This is a genomic window from Methylomarinovum tepidoasis (assembly GCF_030294985.1).
GTDB lineage: Bacteria > Pseudomonadota > Gammaproteobacteria > Methylococcales > Methylothermaceae > Methylohalobius > Methylohalobius tepidoasis.
The window spans coordinates 1,505,725-1,527,393 of the sequence record NZ_AP024718.1; the positions used below are offsets into that span (position 1 = coordinate 1,505,725).

General features: G+C 66.7%; 19 protein-coding genes and 1 tRNA gene. 12 read left to right on the forward strand and 8 right to left on the reverse strand.

Annotation, left to right across the window (positions count from 1 at the left end; genetic code table 11):
• The first annotated feature begins 23 nt into the window (after positions 1 to 23).
• Entirely contained in the window at positions 24 to 1,190 is a 1,167-nt protein-coding gene (locus tag MIN45_RS07615) for an OmpA family protein (RefSeq protein ID WP_286291364.1), read from the forward strand.
• On the opposite strand, the gene MIN45_RS07620 is transcribed toward MIN45_RS07615, so the two are convergent.
• Together MIN45_RS07620 and MIN45_RS07625 are read right to left on the reverse strand one after the other, a co-directional pair.
• Positions 1,170 to 1,967, reverse strand: coding sequence for an NTP transferase domain-containing protein (locus MIN45_RS07620; protein ID WP_286291365.1), 798 nt, complete (start codon positions 1,965 to 1,967; stop codon positions 1,170 to 1,172). The two genes, MIN45_RS07615 and MIN45_RS07620, sit on opposite strands and share 21 nt — an antisense overlap.
• Positions 1,968 to 2,091: 124 nt before the next feature.
• On the reverse strand, positions 2,092 to 3,222 hold the full coding sequence (locus tag MIN45_RS07625; protein WP_286291366.1) for a DEAD/DEAH box helicase: 1,131 nt from the start codon (positions 3,220 to 3,222) through the stop codon (positions 2,092 to 2,094).
• 280 nt (positions 3,223 to 3,502) lie between these two features.
• Here MIN45_RS07625 and MIN45_RS07630 point away from each other — a divergent pair, with 280 nt between their 5' ends.
• Genes MIN45_RS07630 through MIN45_RS07650 form a run of 5 tightly spaced genes read left to right on the forward strand, consistent with a single transcriptional unit; the run spans position 3,503 to position 9,375 of the window.
• The gene (locus MIN45_RS07630) at positions 3,503 to 5,245 is read left to right on the forward strand and encodes a fatty acyl-AMP ligase (RefSeq protein WP_286291367.1); all 1,743 of its coding nucleotides are present in this window, start codon (positions 3,503 to 3,505) and stop codon (positions 5,243 to 5,245) included.
• Between the two features lie 21 nt (positions 5,246 to 5,266).
• The gene (locus MIN45_RS07635) at positions 5,267 to 6,181 is read left to right on the forward strand and encodes an NAD-dependent epimerase/dehydratase family protein (protein ID WP_286291368.1); all 915 of its coding nucleotides are present in this window, start codon (positions 5,267 to 5,269) and stop codon (positions 6,179 to 6,181) included.
• 22 nt (positions 6,182 to 6,203) lie between these two features.
• The gene (locus MIN45_RS07640; protein ID WP_286291369.1) at positions 6,204 to 6,449 is read left to right on the forward strand and encodes an acyl carrier protein; all 246 of its coding nucleotides are present in this window, start codon (positions 6,204 to 6,206) and stop codon (positions 6,447 to 6,449) included.
• Entirely contained in the window at positions 6,449 to 7,645 is a 1,197-nt protein-coding gene (gene spt / locus MIN45_RS07645) for a serine palmitoyltransferase (RefSeq protein WP_286291370.1), read from the forward strand. The genes MIN45_RS07640 and spt overlap by 1 nt, the downstream gene beginning before the upstream one ends.
• Complete coding sequence (locus MIN45_RS07650) at positions 7,645 to 9,375, forward strand: ABC transporter ATP-binding protein (RefSeq protein ID WP_286291371.1); 1,731 nt, start codon at positions 7,645 to 7,647, stop codon at positions 9,373 to 9,375. Before spt ends, MIN45_RS07650 begins: the two co-directional genes overlap by 1 nt.
• On the opposite strand, the gene MIN45_RS07655 is transcribed toward MIN45_RS07650, so the two are convergent.
• The 5 genes from MIN45_RS07655 to MIN45_RS07675 all read right to left on the reverse strand — a co-directional run bounded on the left by MIN45_RS07655 (position 9,372) and on the right by MIN45_RS07675 (position 15,473).
• A complete protein-coding gene (locus MIN45_RS07655; RefSeq protein WP_286291372.1) occupies positions 9,372 to 12,131 on the reverse strand; it encodes an Hsp70 family protein in 2,760 nt (919 codons plus the stop codon). The two genes, MIN45_RS07650 and MIN45_RS07655, sit on opposite strands and share 4 nt — an antisense overlap.
• Before the next feature lie 3 nt (positions 12,132 to 12,134).
• On the reverse strand, positions 12,135 to 14,222 hold the full coding sequence (locus MIN45_RS07660; RefSeq protein WP_286291373.1) for an Hsp70 family protein: 2,088 nt from the start codon (positions 14,220 to 14,222) through the stop codon (positions 12,135 to 12,137).
• A complete protein-coding gene (locus MIN45_RS07665; RefSeq protein ID WP_286291374.1) occupies positions 14,219 to 14,875 on the reverse strand; it encodes a DUF2760 domain-containing protein in 657 nt (218 codons plus the stop codon). Before MIN45_RS07665 ends, MIN45_RS07660 begins: the two co-directional genes overlap by 4 nt.
• A gap of 53 nt (positions 14,876 to 14,928) precedes the next feature.
• Positions 14,929 to 15,351, reverse strand: a complete 423-nt coding sequence (locus tag MIN45_RS07670) for a hypothetical protein (RefSeq protein WP_286291375.1) — start codon at positions 15,349 to 15,351, stop codon at positions 14,929 to 14,931.
• A 45-nt stretch (positions 15,352 to 15,396) separates the two neighbouring features.
• Positions 15,397 to 15,473 (reverse strand) — tRNA-Arg (locus MIN45_RS07675).
• A gap of 121 nt (positions 15,474 to 15,594) precedes the next feature.
• Here MIN45_RS07675 and MIN45_RS07680 point away from each other — a divergent pair.
• Genes MIN45_RS07680 through MIN45_RS07705 form a run of 6 tightly spaced genes read left to right on the forward strand, consistent with a single transcriptional unit; the run spans position 15,595 to position 21,202 of the window.
• Positions 15,595 to 16,872 (forward strand): formylmethanofuran dehydrogenase subunit B, encoded by a 1,278-nt coding sequence (locus MIN45_RS07680; RefSeq protein ID WP_337250340.1) that lies wholly within the window; start codon positions 15,595 to 15,597, stop codon positions 16,870 to 16,872.
• Positions 16,869 to 17,351, forward strand: coding sequence for a DUF3592 domain-containing protein (locus tag MIN45_RS07685; RefSeq protein WP_286291376.1), 483 nt, complete (start codon positions 16,869 to 16,871; stop codon positions 17,349 to 17,351). Before MIN45_RS07680 ends, MIN45_RS07685 begins: the two co-directional genes overlap by 4 nt.
• 28 nt (positions 17,352 to 17,379) lie before the next feature.
• Positions 17,380 to 19,041 (forward strand): formylmethanofuran dehydrogenase subunit A, encoded by a 1,662-nt coding sequence (locus MIN45_RS07690; protein ID WP_286291377.1) that lies wholly within the window; start codon positions 17,380 to 17,382, stop codon positions 19,039 to 19,041.
• Entirely contained in the window at positions 19,041 to 19,937 is an 897-nt protein-coding gene (fhcD, locus tag MIN45_RS07695; RefSeq protein ID WP_286291378.1) for a formylmethanofuran--tetrahydromethanopterin N-formyltransferase, read from the forward strand. Before MIN45_RS07690 ends, fhcD begins: the two co-directional genes overlap by 1 nt.
• The gene (locus tag MIN45_RS07700) at positions 19,934 to 20,746 is read left to right on the forward strand and encodes a formylmethanofuran dehydrogenase subunit C (protein ID WP_286291379.1); all 813 of its coding nucleotides are present in this window, start codon (positions 19,934 to 19,936) and stop codon (positions 20,744 to 20,746) included. The genes fhcD and MIN45_RS07700 overlap by 4 nt, the downstream gene beginning before the upstream one ends.
• Positions 20,747 to 20,773: 27 nt before the next feature.
• Positions 20,774 to 21,202 (forward strand): hypothetical protein, encoded by a 429-nt coding sequence (locus tag MIN45_RS07705; protein WP_286291380.1) that lies wholly within the window; start codon positions 20,774 to 20,776, stop codon positions 21,200 to 21,202.
• Between the two features lie 3 nt (positions 21,203 to 21,205).
• Here the strand turns inward: MIN45_RS07705 and MIN45_RS07710 are convergent, their stop codons facing one another.
• On the reverse strand, positions 21,206 to 21,658 hold the full coding sequence (locus MIN45_RS07710) for a C40 family peptidase (protein ID WP_286291381.1): 453 nt from the start codon (positions 21,656 to 21,658) through the stop codon (positions 21,206 to 21,208).
• Positions 21,659 to 21,669: the final 11 nt, after the last annotated feature.

The window sequence follows — 21,669 nt, forward strand, 5'->3', positions numbered from 1 at the left end:
GTGGGAATGCGGAAAGCGGCGACATGCGTATTTGGATCTGGCTCGGTTTGTTGTGGAGCGGTTGGGTGGCGGCGGAGGTGTATCAGCCGTCGCCGCTGACCGCCGGCTGGCGTCTGGAACAGGGAAAGCTGTCCTGCCGCCTGAGTCAGACGGTCGAAGATCTGGGAACGGTGGCCTTCGAGCACCGGGCCGGCAAGCCGCTGCGTTTCTGGTTGCAATTGGCGCACGAACCCCGGGTGGTGGACGCCGGCATCCAGATCCGTCCCGCGCCCTGGCAGCACCGTTACCTGCCCGGCCGGCGTTACGCCGTCGACCGCATCGAGGCGGCGGGAACTCTGGGCCGGCGCCTGGTGGTGGAAGGGCCGGTCGCCGAGCAGATGCTGGCGGCGGTGCACGCAGGTCGTTTTCCCCGCTTCGATTACCGCCGCCCCTGGGGAAACGTGCTCAGCGAGGCCCAGGTCAGCGTGTCGGCGGTGCGGTTCTGGGAACGGTATCCCGATTTCCAGGACTGCCGCGCCAAGCTGCCGCCCTACGGTCTGGATGACTTCACAGATCTGCGGTATTACTTCCGCGAGCGACAGGTCGAGCTGCCGCAGGCGGCCCGTACCCGCCTGTCCCAGCTGGCGGACCTGCTCCGACGTCTGGGCAAGGGCCAGGTGGCGGTCAGGAACGTCACCGCCGGGACCGGCAAGGCGGCTGAAAGCTGGTTCCGGAAGCGGTTTCTCCGGGTGCGGCGTTGGCTTCGGTCCCAGGGGCTGGCGGCCAATCGGATCACCGCCGGCCGGGCCCGCGGCAAGCCGGTGGTGGAGATCCGCCTGTTCGGCCCCGAGGGGCTGCGCCTGTACCACTACGGCCGCCGCCAGAGCCGGCTCACCGCCGCCCAGCGTCGCCGGCTCGATCTGCTGGCCCGCTACGTCAACGAATTCTTCCCCGGCCGGCTCGTCATCCACGGTTACAGCGACGGCGCCCGCTGGCGCAGCGAGCGCACCAATCTGGCGCTGTCGCGCCGCTGGGCCGAGCGCATCCGCGATTATCTGGCCGGACGCGGGGTGGCGCCGCAGCGGATGACGGTCAAGGCCTGGGGATCGCGCCACCGGGTCGCCAGCAACCTGACCAAAGCCGGGCAGGCCAGGAACCGGCGGGTGCGGATCGATTTCGACGAGAGGCCGTTACCGGGCGCCGGGCACTGATCCGGCTTCGAGCCAGGATCTGGCCAGGGCCAGATCTTCGGGGGTATCGATGTCCACCGCCGCCTCCGGGTGTTCCAGGATCACGAAACGGACCCGGATGCCGAGCTTCCTTTCCACCTGCCGGGCCACCTCTGCGGTGGTCAGCCGGCCCAGCAGATAACGCCCCAGTGTGACCGCCCCCAGTTCCCGGATGAGGCGCCAGGGCCGTTTGCGCTGTCGTTCCAAACGGCGCCAGAAGTGGACGAATTCCCGTCCTTTGGGGGTGAGGAAGGCGAACAGGTTGCAGGTGCAGAAGGGGCCGTCGGCGAAGCGCAGGGCGGTGCGCCGCACGCCCGGAAAGCGCCGGACCACCAGCCGATGCGGGACCAGACCGACGGCCAGATCGACGCCGCTGTCCTGGGCACGGCGGCAGAATTCCGTGAACACCGCGGAATCGGGAAAGGCCAGGTCCGAGGTGGTCAGCAGCACCGGCCGCTGGGGCGGGACGGTTTCCATGCCGCGCCAGGCGCTGAGGGAGGGGGAGGCGGCGGGCGGCAGCCAGTGCAGGGGTTTGACGCTGTTTAAAGGGTGGCGGCGCCAGATGGCTTCGGTCGGCCCGACGAGGACGATGGCCTCGATGAGCGGGCAGCCTTCCAGGGCCGCCAACACCCGCGCCAGTAACGGCTTGCCTGCCAAGGGGACCAAGCTTTTGCAGGGGACGCCGGCGGCCGCGGCGACCGGGTTGTCCCGTTCACGGTCGGCGGCGAGAACGACGGCGTGCCAGTTTGTGACGCTCACCGGGACGGGTTCCCGTTTTTCGGGGACGTCGTGAACCTGTCCCTGGGGACTTGGACACGGCCGTCCAGGCCGTGTACACCCCGAAAAACGGGAACCCGTCCCGGTGCTGTAATGCGTGGAACATTCATGCCAGCGCTTTCTGATAGATCCGGTAACGTTTGTCGATCCTGGCCCCCAGGCTTTCGATGATGCCGCGGATGCGCCGGTTGTCCTCCAGAATCCACGACAGTTCCATGAAGCGCATCCCGTGGCGAAGCACGGGCTCGCGCAGGGCGTCCACCAGTAGATAGGCGATGGCGGCGCCCATCAGGCTTTGGCGCTGGGATTTGCGGATACCCATCAGGATCACCCGGCCGCTGTCGGGTGGCTGGAATTTCCAGCGCCACAGCAGCCTGAGCCAGTTGAACGGCAGCAGGCGGCCGTCGAGCCCGGCCAGCAGCTGATTCAGATTGGGAATGGCGACGATCATTCCCACCGCCTCGCCCCGATATTCGGCGATCTGGACGAAGTCGTCGGCGACGATGTGTTTGAGCGTCCCGGCCATTTCCGCGAATTCTTCCCGGGTGAAGGGCACGAAGCCCCAGTTGTCGGACCAGGCGTCGTTGAAGATGTCGCGCAGCAGCTCGAATTCCTCCAGCAGGTGCCGGCGTCTAAGGGGGCGGACCCGGATTTCCCCGGTCGCCTTGGCCGCCAGCCGCCGGACCGGGGCGGGAAATTCGACATCGGTCTCGAGACGGTAGGCGAGCAGATCTTTGGCCTTGGCATAACCGAGGGCTTCGATCCGGTCGGCGTAATAGGGCGGGTTGTAGGGCATCATCACCATCGGCGGCCGGTCGAAGCCCTCGATCAGGAGGCCGCAGTCGTGGTTGATGGAGAGGTTGAACGGTCCCCGCACCGCCGTCATTCCCGCCTCCCGCAGCCAGGTTTCCGCCTGTCCCAGCAGGGCCTCGAACACCGCCGGATCGTCGATGGCCTCGAGCAGGCCGAAAAAGCCGGTCCGGTCGTCGTGCCGCTCCAGATAGAGCCGGTCGATCTGGGCGCTGATGCGGCCCACCGGCTCCCCATCGCGCAGCGCCAGCCAGCCCTGCCAGCGGGCGTGGCGGAAATAGGGGTTCTTCGGGGAAAGATGCTGGCGGCGTTCCAGCGCCAGGGGGGCGATCCAGTGGGGATTGCCGCGGTGGAGGCGGTGGGGGAGGCGGAGGAACCGTGTCAGATCCTTGGGATGGGTGACGGGAAGTAATCGCAGGGTGGTCACGGAGACAGGTGTTGTATCGTTGCCTTAATGAGACGGTTGATTGTTTATTAGCAACAGGCTATCCTTGAGGCCAAGTATTTCGGTGACCTTCGCGGGGTGCTCAGTGCTTTCCCCCGTGCTTGTTTCCGAATTGACGTCGATGCTATGATGTTTTTTACCCATAGGTTACCTGGCTTTCGCGTGAAAGCAACTGAAAACGACAGATAACTAAGGACACCTGCCTTCGCTGTTGTTGCGAAACGCCAACCGGTTTTTGTGAATTGAAAAAGGGGAGAGGCTCTTGGGTGCTCAAGCTACGCCTACCGAGAATACGTTGCCGCTGCGGCGGGCGGATTTTCCGACTTTAGCCGCAGCGCTGGATTACGCCGCGCAGGGGCGGACCGGCTGCAACTTCTACAACGGCCGTGGGGAGCTGTACGAGGTTCTGCCGTATTCCAAACTGCGAGAGCAATCCCTCGAGCTGGCCCGGCGTCTGGCCGGACTGGGGCTGCCGCGGGAGTCGCGCCTCGCCCTGGTGGCGGAGACCACCCCGGATTTCCTCCGCTTCTTCTTCGCCTGTCAATACGCCGGTCTGGTGCCGGTGCCGCTGCCCATCCCCTTCAGCCTCGGCAGCCACGAGGCTTATGTGCGCCAACTGCGGGCGATGTTGCAAAGCTGCCGTCCGGCGCTGGCGATGGCGCCGGTCAGTTTCATCTCCTTCCTCACCGAGGCGGCGGCAGGGCTCGATCTCGAATTTTTCGGCGCCCCGGAGGATTTCTACCGCCTGCCTTACGGCAGCGCCGAACCACAGCCGCTCGAGCCCGACGAACTGGCCTACCTCCAGTACACTTCCGGCAGCACCCGTTTCCCGCGCGGGGTTATGATCCGCCAAGCGGCGGTGATGGACAACCTGGCGGGGATCGCCCAGCACGGCGTCGATCTGCGTCCCGGGGACCGGGCGGTGTCCTGGCTGCCGTTCTACCACGACATGGGGCTGGTGGGGCTGATGCTGACGCCGGTGGCGTCCCAGGTGTCGGTCGATTACCTGGGAACCCGCGAGTTCGCCATGCGGCCGCGTCAGTGGCTGGCGCTGATGTCCAGGAACAAGGCGACGATTTCCTTCGGACCCCCGTTCGGTTACGAGCTGTGCGCCCGCCGCCTGCGTCCCGGTGAGGCGGCCAAGTTCGATCTGAGCGCCTGGCGGGTGGCCGGTGTGGGGGCGGAGATGATCCGCACCGAAACCTTACGCAATTTCGTCGAGGCATTGGCGCCGGCGGGTTTCCGCGAAGAAGCTTTCCTGCCCTGCTACGGCATGGCCGAATGCTCCCTGGCCGTCTCCTTCGCGCCGTTGACCCAGGGGATCAAGGTCGATCGGGTCGACGGCGAGCTCCTGGCCTTGGAAGGACGGGCGGTTCCGACGGAGGAGGGCGAACGGGTCAACGAATTCGTCGACTGCGGCGTGCTGCTGCCCAGTTTCGAGATGCGGATTCTCGATGCCGACGGCAACGAGGTGGGCGAGCGCCAGATCGGCACCATCCACCTGCGCGGTCCGAGCGTGATGTCCGGCTATTTCGAGGATCCGGAAACCACCGAAGCGGTGCTGTCCAAGGACGGCTGGCTCAATACCGGCGACCTCGGCTACGTGGCCGACGGCCGCTTGTACCTGACCGGGCGGGCCAAGGATCTCATCATCGTCAACGGCCGCAACATCTGGCCGCAGGATCTGGAATATCTCGCCCACCGCCAGCCCGAGGTGCGTCCTGGTGACGCCCTGGCCTTCGGGGTGCCGGATGCGGATGGCGACCGGGTCATTCTGGTAGTGCAGTGCCGCGAGACCGACGAGGCCAAACGCGCCGATCTGGTGCAGCGCATCCGCTCCCAGGTGCAGGCGGAGATCGGTGTCGACTGCGCCGTGGAGCTGGTGCCATTGCATACTTTGCCGCGGACTTCCTCCGGCAAGCTGTCGCGTTCCAAGGCCCGGGAAAATTACATCACCCAGCACGGTCTGGTCCAGTCCAAGGGGCAGCGTGCCGCCGTTCTCTGAAGCGTGACGGACCCGGCGCCTTTGATCGCGCTGACCGGTGCCAGCGGCTTCATCGGCCGCTGGATCGCCCGCCACCTGGTTGCCGCCGGGTGGCGGGTTCGCGTTTTGGTGCGGCCCGGCTCCGAGTCCAGGTTGCCTGCCGATCTTCCGCTGCTGCGGCATCGGGGCACGTTGACCGTGCCGGAGGATCTGGCGGCCTTCGTCGCCGGCACGCAGGCGGTGGTTCATTGCGCCGGGCAGGTGCGCGGCATCACGCCAGCGGATTTCGAGGCCGTCAACGTCGCCGGAACCCGCCATCTGGCCGCTGCCGCCGCCAAGGCGCAGGTGAACCGTTTCGTGCTGATTTCATCCCTGGCGGCTCGGGAGCCCCATTTGTCTCCTTATGCGGCCAGCAAGCGCGCGGGGGAGGAAGCGCTGTCGGCGTTCGGGCAGGCGTTCTCGTCTTTGGCGCTACGGCCGCCGGCGGTGTACGGGCCCGGTGACCGGGAGATGCGCCCGTTGCTGAAAGCGATGGCGCGGGGTTGGATTCCCGTCCTCAGCGACTTGAGCGCCCGTTTTTCCCTGCTCTACGTCGAGGATCTGGCCCGGGCGGTGACGGCGGCGGTGCGGAGCGACGCCGAAGGGGTGTTCGAACTGGACGATGGCCATCCCCAAGGTTACGGCTGGCATGAGGTGCGGACCATCGCCGCCGCCTACCGTCAGGGGAAGGCGCGTCTGCTGCCGGTGCCCGAAGCACTGTTGCGGACCTTGGCCGGGATCAACCTGGGTCTTGCCAGGCTGAGCGGGCGCTTGCCGATGCTGACCCCGGCCAAGGTCAACGAGTTACGCCACCTGGACTGGGTGTGCGACAATACCCGAATCTGTCAGGTCCTCGACTGGCGTCCCCAGGTGGATTTCGCCACCGGGTTGGTCCGGACCCTGGCGTCACCGGTTTGAACCAATCAACGACCAACATGCCATGAAGACCTATCAACAAGTACTCGAAGAATTGCTGCAGACCTTCCGCACTCTGGTTCCTCAGGCGACGGAGATCGACGAGGACACCGAACTGGTGGGGAGCCTCGGCCTCGATTCCATGAAGGTGATGAACCTGCTCCAGGAAGTCGAGGATCATTTCGACGTTTCGATTCCCCTGAACGTGCTCCCGGACGTGCGCACCGTCGGCGATCTGGCCCAGAAGATCCACAAGCAGCTACAGGATTGATGACTCTCCTCGACAAATTCAGGCCGCTCCAGGAGGCCCGCGACCAGCTCAAGGCCCTCGGTGCCGATCCTTTCAACGTGGTGGTGGAGAAGATCCTCTCGCCCACCGAGGCGATCGTCAACGGTCGCCAGGTAATCCTGGCCGGCACCAACAATTATCTGGGGCTGACCTTCCATCCCGAGTGCATCGAAGCGGCGGTCCGGGCGCTCCGCGAGGAAGGCTGCGGCACCACCGGTTCGCGCATGGCCAACGGCAACTACGTCGATCACCAGGCGCTGGAGCGGGAGTTCGCAGAATTTTACGGGCTTCCCTACAGCGTGGTGTTCTCCGCCGGTTACCTGGCCAACCTGGCGCTGCTCTCCACCCTGCCGGGGGCGGACGATGTCATCCTGATCGACGCCGACTGTCACGCCAGCATCTACGACGGCTGCAAGATGAGCGCCGCCGAAGTGATCCGCTTCCGCCACAACGATGTCGCCGACCTGGACAAGCGCCTGCGCCGTCTCAAGGACCGCGCCCGCTGCACCCTGGTGGTGGTGGAAGGGATCTACAGCATGTTCGGTGACCGCGCCCCCCTGCGGGAGATCGTCGAGGTCAAGGACCGTTACGGCGCCTTCCTCATGGTGGACGAGGCCCATTCCCTCGGGGTGCTGGGCGAGCAGGGCCGGGGACTGGTGGAGGCGGAAGGAGTGACCGAACGGGCCGATTTCATCGTCGGCACCTTCAGCAAGAGCCTGGGCGCCATCGGCGGCTACTGCGTCAGCTCCCACCAAGCCCTCGACACCCTGCGTTACGCCGCCCGGCCCTACATCTTCACCGCTTCCTCCTCGCCGGCCCAGATCGCCTCCACCCGGGTCGCCCTGCGCTTGCTGCGCGACGGCCGGGAACTGCGCCGGCGTCTGTGGGACAACGCCGAGCGTTTCTACAACGGCCTCAAGGCGCTGGGCTGTACCCTGGGCCCGCAGCTCAGCCCGGTGGTGCCGGTGATTCTGAGCGAGGACCGGGCCGATTCGCTGGCGGTGTGGAAGGAGCTGCTCGAACGCGGCGTGTACGTCAATCTGGTGATGCCGCCGGCCACCCCCGACCACCGCTGCCTGCTGCGCTGCAGCATGAGCGCCGCCCACACACCGGCGCAGATCGACCGTCTGCTCGACACCTTCGCCCAGGTGTTCGCCGCCCACGGCCTGTCCGCCTGATGCGCCTGCTGTTCCGTTTCCTGCGCGCCTATCCCCGTCAGAGCCTGATCGTCCTAGTCGCTCTGGTGCTGGCCGGTCTGGTGGAGGGCGTGAGCATGACCGCGCTGCTGCCGATGTTGAGTTCGGTGGTGGAAAGTGGTGGCGCGCTGGAAATGAAGACCGATGGCAAAGCGGCTTATCTGCTCAAGGCACTGGAATGGGCCGGACTGCCCCTGACCCTGGGAGTGCTGATCGTCGTCCTGGTGGTAGGCACGGTGTTGCGCAGCGGACTGGTGCTGGTGGCCAAGAAATACGTCGGTTACACCATCGCCCAGGTGGCGACGGATCTGCGTCTGCAGCTGCTCGACGCCCTGCTCAAGGCCAAGTGGAATTTCTACCTTGGATTGCCGTTGGGGACGCTGGCCAACGCCATGTCCACGGAGCCCAACCGGGCGTCGATGGCGTATTTTCACGGTACCAACATGCTGGCCGCCGCCATTCAGGCGTTCGCCTACGTGGCAGTGGCGATGACGGTTTCCTGGACGGCGACGCTGGCTTATCTGGGCGGGGCGGTGGCGGTCCTGGCCATCCTGCAGTTCTTCGTGCGCATGGCCAAAAAGGCCGGCAAACGCCAGACCCGGGTGCTCAAAGCCCTGCTGCGCCAGTTGACCGATTGCCTGCAGTCGGTCAAGCCGCTCAAGGCCATGGGCCGGGAGGAACTGGCCGACCGCGTGATCGCCACCGAAACCAGGCGCCTCAACAAGGCACTGCAGAAGGACGTGTTGAGCAAGGAAGCTTTGAAAGCGGTGCAGGGTCCGGCGTTCCTGGGGTTGGTCAGCGGCGGTTTCTACGTCGGCTACGTGCTGTGGCACATGCCGACGGCCGAGGTGATGGTGTTGCTGATCCTGCTCAGCCGGGTGCTGTCGGCCATGGGGCGGATGCAGCGCATGCACCAGAATATGGTCAGTTGTGAAAGCGCCTACTGGTCCCTGCTCGGCACCATCGAGGAGGCACGGCGTGCGGTCGAGCCGACCGGGGGCGAGCGCCGGCCGACTTTGTCCCGGGGCATCGCGCTGGAGGAGGTCCATTTCGCTTACGAGCACCGCCCGGTGCTCCAGGGCTTGTCCCTGTCCATTCCCGCCGGGGAGCTGACGGCCCTGATCGGGTTTTCCGGCGCCGGCAAGACCACGGTGGTGGATCTGGTCACCGGTCTGCTCCGTCCCCAAAGCGGGCGGATTCTCATCGACGGCGTCGATCTGCTCGAAATCGATCTCCATGCCTGGCGGCGCCTGATCGGCTACGTGCCCCAGGAGAACCTGCTGCTGCACGACACCATTCTCACCAACGTCACTTTCGGTGATCCGGGTCTCACCGCAGCCGATGCCGAGTGGGCCCTGAAGGCGGCGGGCGCCTGGGAATTCGTCAGCCGCCTGCCGGAAGGGATGCAGACGGTCGTGGGCGAGCGCGGCGCGCGGCTGTCCGGCGGCCAGCGCCAGCGCATCATGATCGCCCGCGCCCTGGCGCACCGGCCCAAACTGCTGATTCTCGACGAGGCCACCAGCGCCCTCGATCCCGAAACCCAGCGCGCCATCTGCCGCACCCTGCAGGATCTGAAGCAGGCGTACGCGCTGACCATTCTGGCCATTTCCCACCAGCCCAGCATCGTCGAAATCGCCGACCGTATCTATCAGCTGGAGAAGGGGAAGGCGCGTCTGCTGGAGGCCCCCAAGGCGGTCGCCGCCCTCGGTTAGGCGATCAGTTTCAGGCCCGGCGGCAGGGCTTCGCCGAACAGGCGCTGTTCGTCCTCCGCCGACAGCTCCGCTACCTCGCTCACCATCGCGATCCACGAAGCCGGCGCCTTGGCCTGTTTGAGCTGGGCGATGACGGCCTCGCGCAGCTGAGGGTCCACGTCGCGGCTGCGGTCGCCGCAGCGCCGCGCCAGCAGGGCGGCGGCGAACCCCAACAGCGGCCGTTTCCTAAAATCCATCGTCAGCAGTTGCCGCAGCCAGTCCTCCGCTTCCTCGCGGGGGACGCAGTTGTGGGCGCTGCCGTAGAAGGGTACCCGGCTTCCCACTCGCCCCAAAGCCCAGGCGGTCTGTTCCGGTTCCTTAGGACTCTGCAGGCGCTTGAGCAGCCAGCGGCCCAGTTCGGTCTTGGTGCTTGGGGGCAGGTGCTCCAGCACCGCCGCCAGGCGGACGATGTTTTCGTAGCTACGCTGCCGGCTCAGGGTGGCGAGCTTGCCTTTGCGGGATTTGACCGGATCGAGGTAGTCGCGGATGTCGGCATAGAGGCTCTCCTGGGCATGGGCGTCCAGACCGCCGGCGAGGCGGCGCCAGAAGGTCCACCACTCGGCCCAGTTCTGGATCACGTTGACGAACTGGAGCCCCGCGGCGTACAGGGGCCAGAGCTGATCGATGCGCCAGTCGTCCAGGGGATAACCGAAGCCGGGACGCAGGCAGAAACCGGTCAGGCCCAGCCAGGCGCGCTCGTGTTCGGCGCTGCGGCGGCGGAACCGGCGTCCTTCCAGCAGCGCATCGGCCAGTTCCCGCAGCAGGGGCATGTCCCAGCGCTGTCGCGGTCCCAGGCGCTTTTCCAGTTCCGCGCGCAGGCTTTTGACCAGCTTGGGGGAAACGTCCCGGGATTTCCTGCCGAAGACCTGGCGGATCAGTCCCAGGGCCTCGTCCAGATGGGGATGGGAGGCGTCCTGGATCTTGTGGCTGAGGGGTTGGCGGCGTAGTTCGAAGGTCAGTTGCCAGCGCTTTTCCGGATCGTCCACGGCGACGCAGTCCAGTTCCAGGGTGCCCACTTCGGTGAGGCGGGCGGCGAGGCGGACCTGGATCTCGCCCTGGTCTTCACCGGCCAGCGCCAGCACCAGCGGCGGCAGGGGGGCGAAGCGCTCGCTGTCCAGGGGCAGGACCTCGCCGGGGACAGGGGTGATGTCGTCGCTGGTGGCGACTAGGTGAAAACGCACCGGACGGCCCAGACGCAGCGCAAACCGGCGGTCCCGGAGGAGAACCTCCCGTTCCTCTTCGGCGCCACGGGGCAGCAGGCACACCCCCTGGGGCTGACCGGTTTCGTTTTCCACCACCAGAAAGTAACTGCGGGGCGAGCCGCCGCCGATTCTGGGTTGCAGCCCGCGGCGGGCCAGGCCGTAGGCGACCGCTCCGGCGGCGACGGCAAAATCCGGATGGGGATTGTCGAGCCGGCGGATGGAGGTCCGTCCCCAGCGGGAAACCACCGCCAGCAGGCGTTCGGTGATGACCGGGCTCAAAAACACCCCGCCGTTGAGCAGGATGGCGTCGGGGACCGGTTCGGCTTGCGCGTTTCCCAAAGCCTGGGCGGCGGCCCGGCGGTGGTGGCTGAGGAAGGCGGCGATGTGGCGGGTGACCGCCGGATCGGCCACATAGGGCAGGCCGAATTCCACCAAGCCGCTGCGGACCCCTTCCGGGTGATCCTGGAGCGAGACTTCGGGGAAGAAGCCGTCGAGGACGATGCGGCGCACCTCCTCGCGGGTGAAAGTGACCGCGCGGGCCGCGCCGATCAGCCTGCGACCGCCGCCGAGGATGGTGACCGTGGCGCTCTCGGGGTCACCTTCGGCCAGCAGGCGCTCCTTGGCCAGGCGGCACTGTTCCACCAGCTGGGCGAAGTCGGCCGGGGACAGTTTGTGGCCCTGGTCGAGCAGGCGTTCCTCGGCCAGATGCGCCAGCATGAGGTCGATGTTGTCGCCTCCCAGGAGCAGATGGTCGCCGATGCCGATGCGGGTCAGTTCGGGCTGACCGTCGCCGGGAGCGATGGCGATCAGGGTCAGATCGGTGGTGCCGCCGCCCAGATCCACCACCAGCAGCAGGCGGCGGTCGGCGATGGGGGACAGGTCGCCGCGGTGGCGGTGGAGCCAGTCGTAACACACCGCCTGGGGTTCCTCCAGCAGGCGGATACGGGAAAGGCCGGCCCTGCGGGCTGCCTCCACGGTCAGGGTGCGGGCGGCCTCGTCGAAGGAGGCCGGCACCGTGACGATGACTTCCTGGGTCTCCAGCGGGTGGTCGGGGAAGCGGTAATTCCAGGCGCCGCGCACGTGGGCCAGGTAACTGGCGCTGGCAGTCAGGGGCGAAACCTTGGGCACCTCCGGCGGCGAACCCCAGGGCAGGATGTCGGCCAGACGGTCGACGCCGTCGTTGCACAGCCAGCTCTTGGCGCTGGTGACCAGACGGCCGAGGGATTTGGCCCCCAGGCGGCGGGCCAGCTCGCCGATCACCGGGTGCGGCACCGGGTCGCCGATGTCCACCGGCGGCCAGGGCAGGCGGATTTCCTCCGGGTTCAGTTCACCTTCCGCCGGATGATAGCGCACCGAGGGCAGCAGGGGCCGCTCCGCCAGTTCCCCGGGGGCGATGAGCTGAGGAATGGCGAAGCGCTCCACCGGCGCCTCGGGGCCGCGGGACAGGTCGGTGTAGGCGACCAGGGTGTGGGTGGTCCCCAGGTCGATGCCGACCAGATACCGGGGCTTGGCCATGGGTTACTTTTTGAACGGCCAGAAACCGCCCTTGCGCTCCCGCTCTTCCCGTTCCTCGGCGGTTTCCTCCTGGGGCGGTGCTGCTTCGGCGGATGTCTCTGCTGCCTCTGCTTCGGCAGGCGCCTCTTCCGCCGGCGTCTCTGTCTCTTCTGCTGCGGCTTCCGCTTCGGCCGGCGGGTTTTCCTCCACCGCTTCGGCGATCACCGCCTCCGGCACCGGCGATTCCGGGGCCTGGGGCTGGGCCGGCAGTTCCTGGCCGCGGACGTCGAATTCGATCTTCCAGCGTTCGCCGGTATCCTTGGCCACCGCCTCCAGGCGCAGGGTGCCGACTTCGGTATAGGTGGCGACCAGGTTCACCGGCACCACCTCGCCGGGCTTGCGGTTTTCCGGCGGCAGGGCGATCTCGATTTCCGCCAGCTCCTGGATTTCCTCCTCGGACCACTGGTCGATCAGGGCGCCGACCGGGTCATCGCGGCGCACGGTGGAGGCGAAGAAGCGGAACCGCACCGGCTCACCCACCACCAGGCCGAATTCGTAGGGGGGCAGGGGGGCTTCGGTGCCTTCCTCCATGCCGAAGGGAGCGACGCACAGCAGCCGGATCGGCGGCGGGAAGCCGGGAACCGCCGGCATGGCGCTCTCGACGCCCACGTAGTAGGTGGCCGCGGTGCCGCCGCGGATCCTGACCCCGCCGCCCAGGCGCACGTAGCTGTAATAGGCCGCGCCACGGGCCACCGCCAGGTCCAGGTCGGCTCCTTCCAGCAGCCGGGCTTCCGGGGCGCCGTCGGTCCGCAGCCAGTGATTGACCGCCTCCAGCACCCGCTGGGCGAGCATGTCGGCCTTGAACACTCCACCGTTGAGCAGGATGGCCGAGGGATGGATGAAACGGGCCCCCTCGGGGACGCTGACGTCCTTCAATTCGTCCACCGCGCCCACCTGGCGGGTGAGGAAGTGGGCCAGATGGACGGTGATGCGGGCGTCCTGGGCGTAGGGTAGCCCCAGGGTGGTCAGGCCGGTGCGCGGCCGCGAGACCGGTTTTTCGTCGATGGAAACGATGGGAAAGAAGCCGTCGATCAGAGTGCGCTGGACTTCCTCGCGGGTCAGTTCCGTGCGCAGGGTACCGCCGATGAGCTTGGAGCCGCGGCTGGGCACTACCACCGGCATCGCCTGCAGCTCGGGGTCGGCCAGCAGCTTCTCCTTGGCCTCGCGGCAGCTATGCGTCAGGGCGTGGATCTGCCAGGGATCGAGGCGTTTGCCCTCCTGTTCCAGCTTCATCTTCACCACGTAGGCCAGGGCCAGGTCCATGTTGTCGCCGCCCAGGAGGATGTGATCGCCGACGGCCACGCGCTCCAGCTGCAGGTTGCCGTCCTCCTCGGTGACGGCGATGAGCGACAGGTCGGTGGTGCCGCCGCCCACGTCCACCACCAGGATGATGTCGCCCACGTGGACCTGCTCGCGCCACTGCCCCTCGCTGAGCTGGATCCAGCTGTACAGGGCCGCCTGGGGTTCCTCCAGTAGCACCGCCTGTTCCAGGCCGGCTTCGCGGGCGGCTTCGGCGGTCAGTTCGCGGGCGGCCGGGTCGAAGGAAGCGGGGACGGTGAGGACCAGATGTTGTTCCTCCAGGGGGGCGTCCGGGTGGAGGTAGTTCCAGGCGTCGCGCATGTGCTGGAGGTATTCCAGGGAAGCCTGATAGGGCGACACCCGCGGGATTTCCTCCGGGGCCTCGATGGGCAGGAAGGCCTCCTTGGGATTGACCCCGGCGTGGCACAGCCAGCTCTTGGCGCTCGAAACCAGGCGGATCGGGGTTTTGCTGCCCAGCTCGCGGGCGAGGACCCCGACGATGTGTTCGACGTCCTCGCGCCAGGGCAGCACCCTGTCCTCCGGCCGCAGCTCGTCCGGATGGGGCAGATACAGGAAGGAAGGCAGCTGGCGCCGTTCCTCCACCTCGCCCGGGGCGATCAGCTGGGGGATGCCCATGGGTTCGACCGGCGCCAGATCGCGGTCGCACTTTTCCAGGTCGGTCCAGGCGACCACGCTGTTGGTGGTGCCCAGGTCGATGCCGACGGCGTAGCGTTTGTCGTTCTGATCGCTCATAGCTCCACCTCCGCCGGGGCGAGGATGTCAACCCGATGGCCTTCCGACAGCTGCGGCAGCTTCACCCTGACGGCGTGCCAGCCGCGGTGGACGAGCACGCCCTGGAACGGGGGCTCGCCGACGATGTTGCCGGTGAGGCGGATCTCCGCCGGGTCGAAGCCTTTGGGAATGGTGATGCGGGTGCCTTCCTCCTCGGGGCGCACCGGCTCGATGTCGAAGTGTTCGTGGAGCACCTTGCGGCAGCCCTCGTGGACGATGCGGGCGGCCGCCCCCACGTCGGCATCGGAATAGGCGCTGATGTCCTCTTCGAGGAAATCGAGCAGGCGGGCCTCGCTCTGGAACAGTCCCAGAAGCTGCAGGGCGGCGTCCGGGGTGGGTTCGCGCAGGATGACCGGTTTGGGGGGCGGGGCCGATCTTTCCGCCTTTTTCTCCTCGCGGACCGCCGTGGGCGGCGGGGTTGGGGCGGGCGCGGGTTTTTCCACCACCTTTTCGATCACCTGGGGCTGGGCCGGGGCGGCGCTGCGACGCAGCAGCACCAGCACGGCGACGGTCAGCACCAGAACCAACAGAAACAGCGTCACGATGAACGCGATCCCCAGGATCAGATGGAGCGCGTCCAGGGTCTGGGGCAGCTGGGAAATGTCGATGTTCATGCCTCTTCAATCCTGTCGTTATGGTTGGGGAGCCTCACTGAGGCGGAATTGTATCATTCCCCCGTCTGCCGGGCTGCCCGAGCCTGGGCTTCCACCGCCATGAGATTGCGCAGCACGAAACGCGCCGCCTGGGTGCGCTTGCGTTTGAGATAGCGGCGGGTGATGCGGGGATCGACGCCCTCGGCGTCGAAGGCGGTGCGGATCGGCTGCAGGCGTTTCTCACAGCGGCGCAGCAGCGCCTGGGTTTCGTAGCGGGAGTCACCGCCCTGGTAGCGGTAATGCATCAGCTCGTCCTGAATGCAGCCGAAGTAATCCCGGCTGGCGGCCATCGCCGTCTGTTTGGTCTCCTCTTTAAGCGTGCTGGGGTTCCATCGCTTCGCCGGTTCCGCCTTCGCTTGCGCGGGCGGTTGGCTCTCGGGCGTGCCGGCGCAGGCGGCCAGCAGTGTCATCAGGGTGAACAGAACGCACCGTGTCATCGGATATACCTCCTTGCTGAGGGACGCTTGGCAGGCGTGGGGGGATGGCGCCCCGACCAGGATTCGAACCTGGGGCCTTCCCCTTAGGAGGGGGACGCTCTATCCAGCTGAGCTATCGGGGCGAAGTTGGATCGAAAATTCTAACGCTTTAGGGTGGTGGGTGCCAGTGGCAGGTTTCCTGCCCTTTCCCCGGTAGGCCGAGTTGCTATAATGCGACGAAACCATGTAGCACAGGGAGCGCCGATGGCCAAGATGACCGAACCGGGAATGTGGGTGGAAGTGCCCAGCCCCTTCTGTGGAATCGCCGCCGACGATCTGACCCTGCGGATCGGGGACGACGGCCGGGTCGAGGTGGTGGAGAACGGCGACGCCGTCACTCGGGCCGGTTTCGAGCAGCCCTTGGGGGACACCTGCCCCCGGGTCCGGGGAAAGCCGGTGGATCTGGAAACCGCCGTCGCCGAGGCGGCGGGGATTCTCGGCAAGGCCGAGGCGCCGCTGTTTGCCGGCATGGCCGCCGACGTCAACGGTATCCGTGCCGCCCTGTCCCTGGCCGACCGGCTGGGGGCGGTGGTCGATACCGTCAATGCTGAAGCCAGCCTGCGCAACCTCCTGGTGCTGCAGGATTCCGGCTGGATGACCTGTACCCTGGCGGAGGTGAAGAACCGCGCCGATTTGATCGTGGTGGTCGGCTGCGACATCGATGCCGCCTTTCCCCGCTTCTTCGAACGCCACGTGTGGCAGGATGGCATGTTCGTCACCGCCGGCGAGCGCCGGGTGACATTCCTGGGCAAGGCGCCTTCGGGTACCAGCGCCACCGCGCCGGATGGAACGCCGCCCCGGGTGCTGGCCTGTAGGGATGGCGACCTGCCTCAGGTGGTGGCGGCCTTGCGGGCCCTGGCCAAGGACGCCCCGGTGGCGGCCGAGCGCGTCGGCGGCATCCATGTCGCCGAGCTGCGGAATCTGGCCGAAGCGCTCAAGGCGGCCCGCTACGGAGTGGTGGTCTGGGCCGCCGGGGCGCTGGCCTGGGATCACGCCGAGCTGACGGTGCAGAATCTGTGCGAGCTGGTCAAGGAAATCAACCGGGCCACCCGCTGCAGCGGCCTGCCTTTGGGCGGCAAGAATGGGGATCAGACCGTCGCCCAGGTGTGCGGTTGGCAGACCGGCTTCCCGCTGCGGGTGGATTTCCGCCGCGGCACGCCCAACTACGATCCCTGGCTCAACGCCGCCGACCGGCTGCTGGCCGGCGGCGAGGCCGATGCGTTGCTGTGGCTGGCGCCCTTCGACGCCAGCCAGACGCCGCCGGCGGCCGACGTTTCTCAGGTGGTCGTCGGCCGCTGCGGCATGACCTTGGGCCGGGAGCCGGAGGTGTTCATTCCGGTGGGTTGTCCCGGCATCGACCATGCCGGCCACACTTACCGCACCGACAACGTGGTGGCGGTGCGGCTGTACCGGCTGCGGGAGACGGCATTGCCCAGCGCCGCCGAGGTGCTGCAGGCCATCGAGGCCAAGCTGCGGCGATGACGAGCCAGTTGCTCGCCACCCTGATCGCCGGCGTTTTGGTCGTCGGCATCGCCGTCGCCCTGGCGATCTACGTGATCCGCCACTACGTGGTGCGTTCGGCCACCTGGCGCAAGGCGCCGGGGCGGATCGTCGCCACCCGGTTGGATGCTGCCGAACATCCCCGCACGGGCGCCAGGCTGTTCGGCGCCCACGTCAGTTACGAATACCAGGTCGGCGGGCGCACCTATCACGGCCACCGCATCAATCCCGACTACATCTACACCAACCGCGAAGCCTTCCACCGCGAGATCTTGAAACGCTATCAGGAAGGCAAGCAGGTGACCGTCTATTACAATCCCAAAAACCCCACCGAAGCTTATCTGGAGTTGGGCATCCCCAAGGTGCTGCTGGCGTTGATGGCGCTGGCGGTGGTCTTCATGCTGACGGTGTTCGCAGTGCTGGTGGAGATGGTGGCGGAATACGCGGGAGCCGGGCAATGATCTTCAACCCAACGAACAGGGAACCGATATGCTGATCAAACTCAAGGGAGGCACCGTCTACGATCCAGCTCATGGCATCGACGGTCAGGTGCGCGACCTCTACGTCCAGGACGGCCGTATCGTCGAGCCGCCGCCCGGCGCACGGGTCGATCGGGAATACGACCTGTCCGGAAAGATCGTCATGGCAGGCGCCATCGACATGCACACCCACATCGGCGGCGGTAAGGTCAACATCGCCCGCACGATGCTACCGGAGGACCACCGTGCCGATCCCCAGTACCACACCGAGCGGCTGCGTTCCGGTTGTGGCCATGCCGCCCCCAGTACCCTGACCACCGGCTACCGCTACGCCGAGATGGGCTTTACCACCGCCTTCGAGCCGGCGGTGCTGCCGGTCAACGCTCGCCAGGCCCACATGGAGATGGGCGACATTCCCATCCTCGACAAGGGCGGTTACGCCATGCTCGGCAGCGACGATTTCCTGCTGCGGCTGCTGCGCGACGGCGCTGACCAGCAGGCCATCAACGATTACGTCGCCTGGACCCTGAACGCCACCCAGTGCATCGGCATCAAGGTGGTCAACCCCGGTGGCATCAGCGCCTTCAAGTTCAACCAGCGGGCCCTGGATCTGGACGAGCGGCACGCCTACTACGGCGTCACGCCGCGCCAGGTGCTCAAGACCCTGGCCACCGCAGTGCATGAACTGGGCGTTCCCCATCCGCTCCACGTCCACGGCTGCAACCTGGGGGTGCCGGGCAATGTGGAAACCACCCTCAAGACCATCGCCGGCATCGAGGGGTTGCCTCTGCATCTGACCCACATCCAGTTCCACAGCTACGGCACCGAGGGGGATTTCAAGTTTTCCTCCGGGGCGGCGCGGATCGCCGAGGCGGTCAACGCCAACCCCAACATCACCGTGGACGTGGGCCAGATCCTGTTCGGGCAGACGGTCACCGCCTCGGGCGACAACATGCGCCAGCACGCCAACGCCGGCCACGCCCATCCGAAGAAGTGGGTGTGCATGGACATCGAATGCGACGCCGGCTGCGGGGTGGTGCCGTTCAAGTATCGGGACCAGAACTTCGTCAACGCCCTGCAGTGGGCCATCGGCCTGGAGATCTTCCTGCTGGTGGACGACCCGTGGCGGGTGTTTCTCACCACCGACCATCCCAACGGCGCCCCCTTCACCAGCTATCCCCACCTGATCCGCCTGCTCATGGACCGGACCTTCCGCAACGAGCAGCTCTCGCGCCTGCACCCGGAGGCGCAGAAGATGACCACCCTGGCGGCCATCGAGCGCGAATACAGCCTCTACGAGATCGCCATCATGACCCGCGCCGGGGCCGCCAGGCTGGTGGGCCTGGACGACCGCGGCCATCTGGGGGCGGGAGCGGCGGCCGACATCACCGTCTATACCCCCAACGAGGACGTGGAGGCCATGTTCGCCAGGCCGGCCTACGTGTTCAAGGACGGCGAGCTGGTGGTCCGGGACGGCCAGGTGGTCGGCGTCACCTGGGGCACCACCCACACCGTCAAGCCGGATTACGATGCCGGCATCGAGAAGCAACTGGCCGATTACTTCGACCGCTACATGACCATGAAACTGGACAACTTCATCATCCGTGACGAGGAGATCGCCGAGGACGGCCGTGGCAGCATCACCGTGCATCCGTGCGGAGGGCAGGGCTGATGGTCATCAACGGCATCCACATCGACGACACCTTCGCCGAGGCCTTCCCCATGAAGGCCACCCGCGCCATCATCACCGCCCAGAACCTGGAGTGGGCCTACCACAGCGCCCGCGCCATGACGGGTTTCGCCACCTCGGTGATCGCCTGCGGCTGCGAGGCCGGCATCGAGCGCGAGCTCAGCCCGGAGGAGACGCCGGACGGCCGCCCCGGGGTTGCGGTGCTGATCTTCGCCATGGGCGGCAAGGGGCTGGCCAAACAGCTGGAAACCCGCGCCGGCCAGTGCGTGCTGACCTCGCCCACCTCGGCCCTGTTCGCCGGCATCGAGGGAGGCAAGCCCATTCCCCTGGGCAAGAACCTGCGTTTCTTCGGCGACGGTTTCCAGATGTCGAAGAAGATCGGCGGCAGGCGCTACTGGCGCATCCCGGTGATGGACGGCGAATTTTTGGCCGAGGAAACCACCGGCATGGTAGATGCGGTCGGCGGCGGCAATTTCCTGATCCTGGCCGAATCCCAGCCCCAAGCCCTGGCGGCCTGTGAGGCGGCGGTGGCGGCGATGAAAGAGATCCCCAACGTCATCATGCCGTTTCCCGGCGGGGTGGTGCGCTCCGGTTCCAAGGTCGGCTCCAAGTACAAGGCCCTCAATGCCTCCACCAACGACGCCTTTTGTCCGACCCTGAAAGGGGTGACGAACACCCAGCTGTCACCGGAGATCGAATCGGTGATGGAGATCGTCATCGACGGTCTGACCAAGGAGGACATCGACAAGGCCATGCGCGCCGGCATCGAGGCGGTGTGTCAGCTGGGGGCCGGGGCCGGCATCCGCCGCATCAGCGCCGGCAACTACGGCGGCAAGCTGGGGCCGTTCCACTTTCACCTGCGGGAGATCATGGCATGAGCGCGTTGACTTTGACCCTGAAGGCCGAACCCCGCCAGCGGGTGGACATGCGTCCACTGTCGGCGGCCAGGGAACTGACCCCGGCGGAAATCGCCGCCCTCAAGCTCTGGCTCGGAAAGCGCCGCCGGCGCGTGGACGAGCTGTTCACCCTGGAAGGCGATGACACCGCCCGCCTGGTGCTGCGCGGCGACTGCCGCAAGCTCGATTACATCGGCCGCGACGCCCGCGATCTCGACATCACCGTGGAAGGAAATGCGGGGGCCTATGCCGGCATGGGGATGCGTTCGGGCCGGCTGCACGTCAAGGGCGATGCCGATCTTTTCGCCGCCTGCGAACTGCGCGGCGGTCTGGTGCAGATCGACGGCAATGCCGGAAACTTCCTGGGCGCCGCCCTGCCCGGGGACAAACGCGGCATGCGCGGCGGCATCGTGCTGGTGAAGGGAGATGCCGGCGACCGTTGCGGTGACCAGTTGCGCCGCGGCATCATCCTGGTGGAAGGCAACGCTGGTGACTACTGCGGTTCGCGCCTGATCGCCGGCACCATCGCGGTGATGGGGCAGGTGGGGAAAAATCCCGGCTACGGCCTGCGCCGCGGCACCCTGCTGTTGTGGCGGGAACCGGCAGTCATCCCGGCCACCTACGGCGACTGCGGCACCCACACCCTGGGATTCCTGCCGCTGTGGTTCGCCGGCCTGCGCCATCTCGACAGCCGCTTCGCCGATCCAGCCAACGCCTTCAACCGGGTCCACCGCTACGGGGGGGATCTGGCCTCGGTGGGACGGGGAGAGATTCTGGTCCGTGCCGCTTAGAATAACGATACCAGGGGAGGAAAACACATGTTCGAACTGTTAGTCGCTTTGACCGTATTGTTTGTGGCCTACACGCTGTACATCTTCATCAGCGTGGCCATCAAGGGCTGTCCCCACGAGGAAGGACCTGAAACCGCTGCCCCGCCACCGCCGCAGGCTCCGGTGTCGCCTGAAGCGCCGAAGCCGGCCGCCGAGGCCGCGCCCGCCACGGCCGAACCCGAACCCAGCGACGAGGAAGTCGCCCAGCTCAAGCAGTTCAAAAATCCGGAAACCGGCGAACTGGCCGCCGTGCCCACCAACTACCGCTTCGCCAAGCGCTGGATCAAGGAAGCCCTGGTCAAGGAGGGCCTGCTCGACCGCATCTACCGCAACAACGAATTGCAGGATCCGGAAACCGCCGCCAGGGTCAAGGAAGCGTTGGAACGCTTCAAGCGGCTGCGCAAGTACTGGGCCTGAAGCTCACCAATACCGTCCGGCCCCGATGAAATGCCGCCACCAGTAGCGGTTAAGCCGGGTGGTTCGGACGCGCTTGCCGCGCGAAGGGGCGTGGACGAAATTGCCGTCGCCCACGTGCCAGCCCTTGCGCGCGGGACGGAAGAACAGCAGGTCTCCCGGTTGCAGTGCCCCGGCCGGGATCTTGCGGGCGTGGCGCCATTGTTGCCTGGCGGCGCGGGGAACGTCAAGGCCGAAGCGGCGGTGGGTGAATTGGACTAGGCCGCTGCAATCGAAGCCGCTGGGATCGTTGCCGCCGTAACGGTAAGGCACGCCCTGATACCGCAGCGCGATGGCGGCGATCCTCGCTCCCAGATGCGTGGCCGAAGCGGCGGGTCGGGAAGGATGAGCCGCGCATCCGCCCAGCACCGAGGCCAGAATCCCCAGTCCCATGAGATGTGCTTGAATCCGTTGGCGCATGGCGGGTATGC

What these genes read in the sequence shown, in the direction of transcription:
- MIN45_RS07640 (WP_286291369.1), top strand. Translation starts at nt 6,204, where the DNA reads ATGAAGACCTATCAACAAGTACTCGAAGAATTGCTGCAGACCTTCCGC.
- MIN45_RS07650 (WP_286291371.1), top strand. Translation starts at nt 7,645, where the DNA reads ATGCGCCTGCTGTTCCGTTTCCTGCGCGCCTATCCCCGTCAGAGCCTG.
- MIN45_RS07690 (WP_286291377.1), top strand. Translation starts at nt 17,380, where the DNA reads ATGCTGATCAAACTCAAGGGAGGCACCGTCTACGATCCAGCTCATGGC.
- MIN45_RS07665 (WP_286291374.1), bottom strand. Translation starts at nt 14,875, where the DNA reads ATGAACATCGACATTTCCCAGCTGCCCCAGACCCTGGACGCGCTCCAT.
- fhcD (WP_286291378.1), top strand. Translation starts at nt 19,041, where the DNA reads ATGGTCATCAACGGCATCCACATCGACGACACCTTCGCCGAGGCCTTC.
- MIN45_RS07700 (WP_286291379.1), top strand. Translation starts at nt 19,934, where the DNA reads ATGAGCGCGTTGACTTTGACCCTGAAGGCCGAACCCCGCCAGCGGGTG.
- MIN45_RS07660 (WP_286291373.1), bottom strand. Translation starts at nt 14,222, where the DNA reads ATGAGCGATCAGAACGACAAACGCTACGCCGTCGGCATCGACCTGGGC.
- MIN45_RS07670 (WP_286291375.1), bottom strand. Translation starts at nt 15,351, where the DNA reads ATGACACGGTGCGTTCTGTTCACCCTGATGACACTGCTGGCCGCCTGC.
- MIN45_RS07705 (WP_286291380.1), top strand. Translation starts at nt 20,774, where the DNA reads ATGTTCGAACTGTTAGTCGCTTTGACCGTATTGTTTGTGGCCTACACG.
- spt (WP_286291370.1), top strand. Translation starts at nt 6,449, where the DNA reads ATGACTCTCCTCGACAAATTCAGGCCGCTCCAGGAGGCCCGCGACCAG.
- MIN45_RS07685 (WP_286291376.1), top strand. Translation starts at nt 16,869, where the DNA reads ATGACGAGCCAGTTGCTCGCCACCCTGATCGCCGGCGTTTTGGTCGTC.
- MIN45_RS07680 (WP_337250340.1), top strand. Translation starts at nt 15,595, where the DNA reads ATGGCCAAGATGACCGAACCGGGAATGTGGGTGGAAGTGCCCAGCCCC.
- MIN45_RS07615 (WP_286291364.1), top strand. Translation starts at nt 24, where the DNA reads ATGCGTATTTGGATCTGGCTCGGTTTGTTGTGGAGCGGTTGGGTGGCG.
- MIN45_RS07710 (WP_286291381.1), bottom strand. Translation starts at nt 21,658, where the DNA reads ATGCGCCAACGGATTCAAGCACATCTCATGGGACTGGGGATTCTGGCC.
- MIN45_RS07655 (WP_286291372.1), bottom strand. Translation starts at nt 12,131, where the DNA reads ATGGCCAAGCCCCGGTATCTGGTCGGCATCGACCTGGGGACCACCCAC.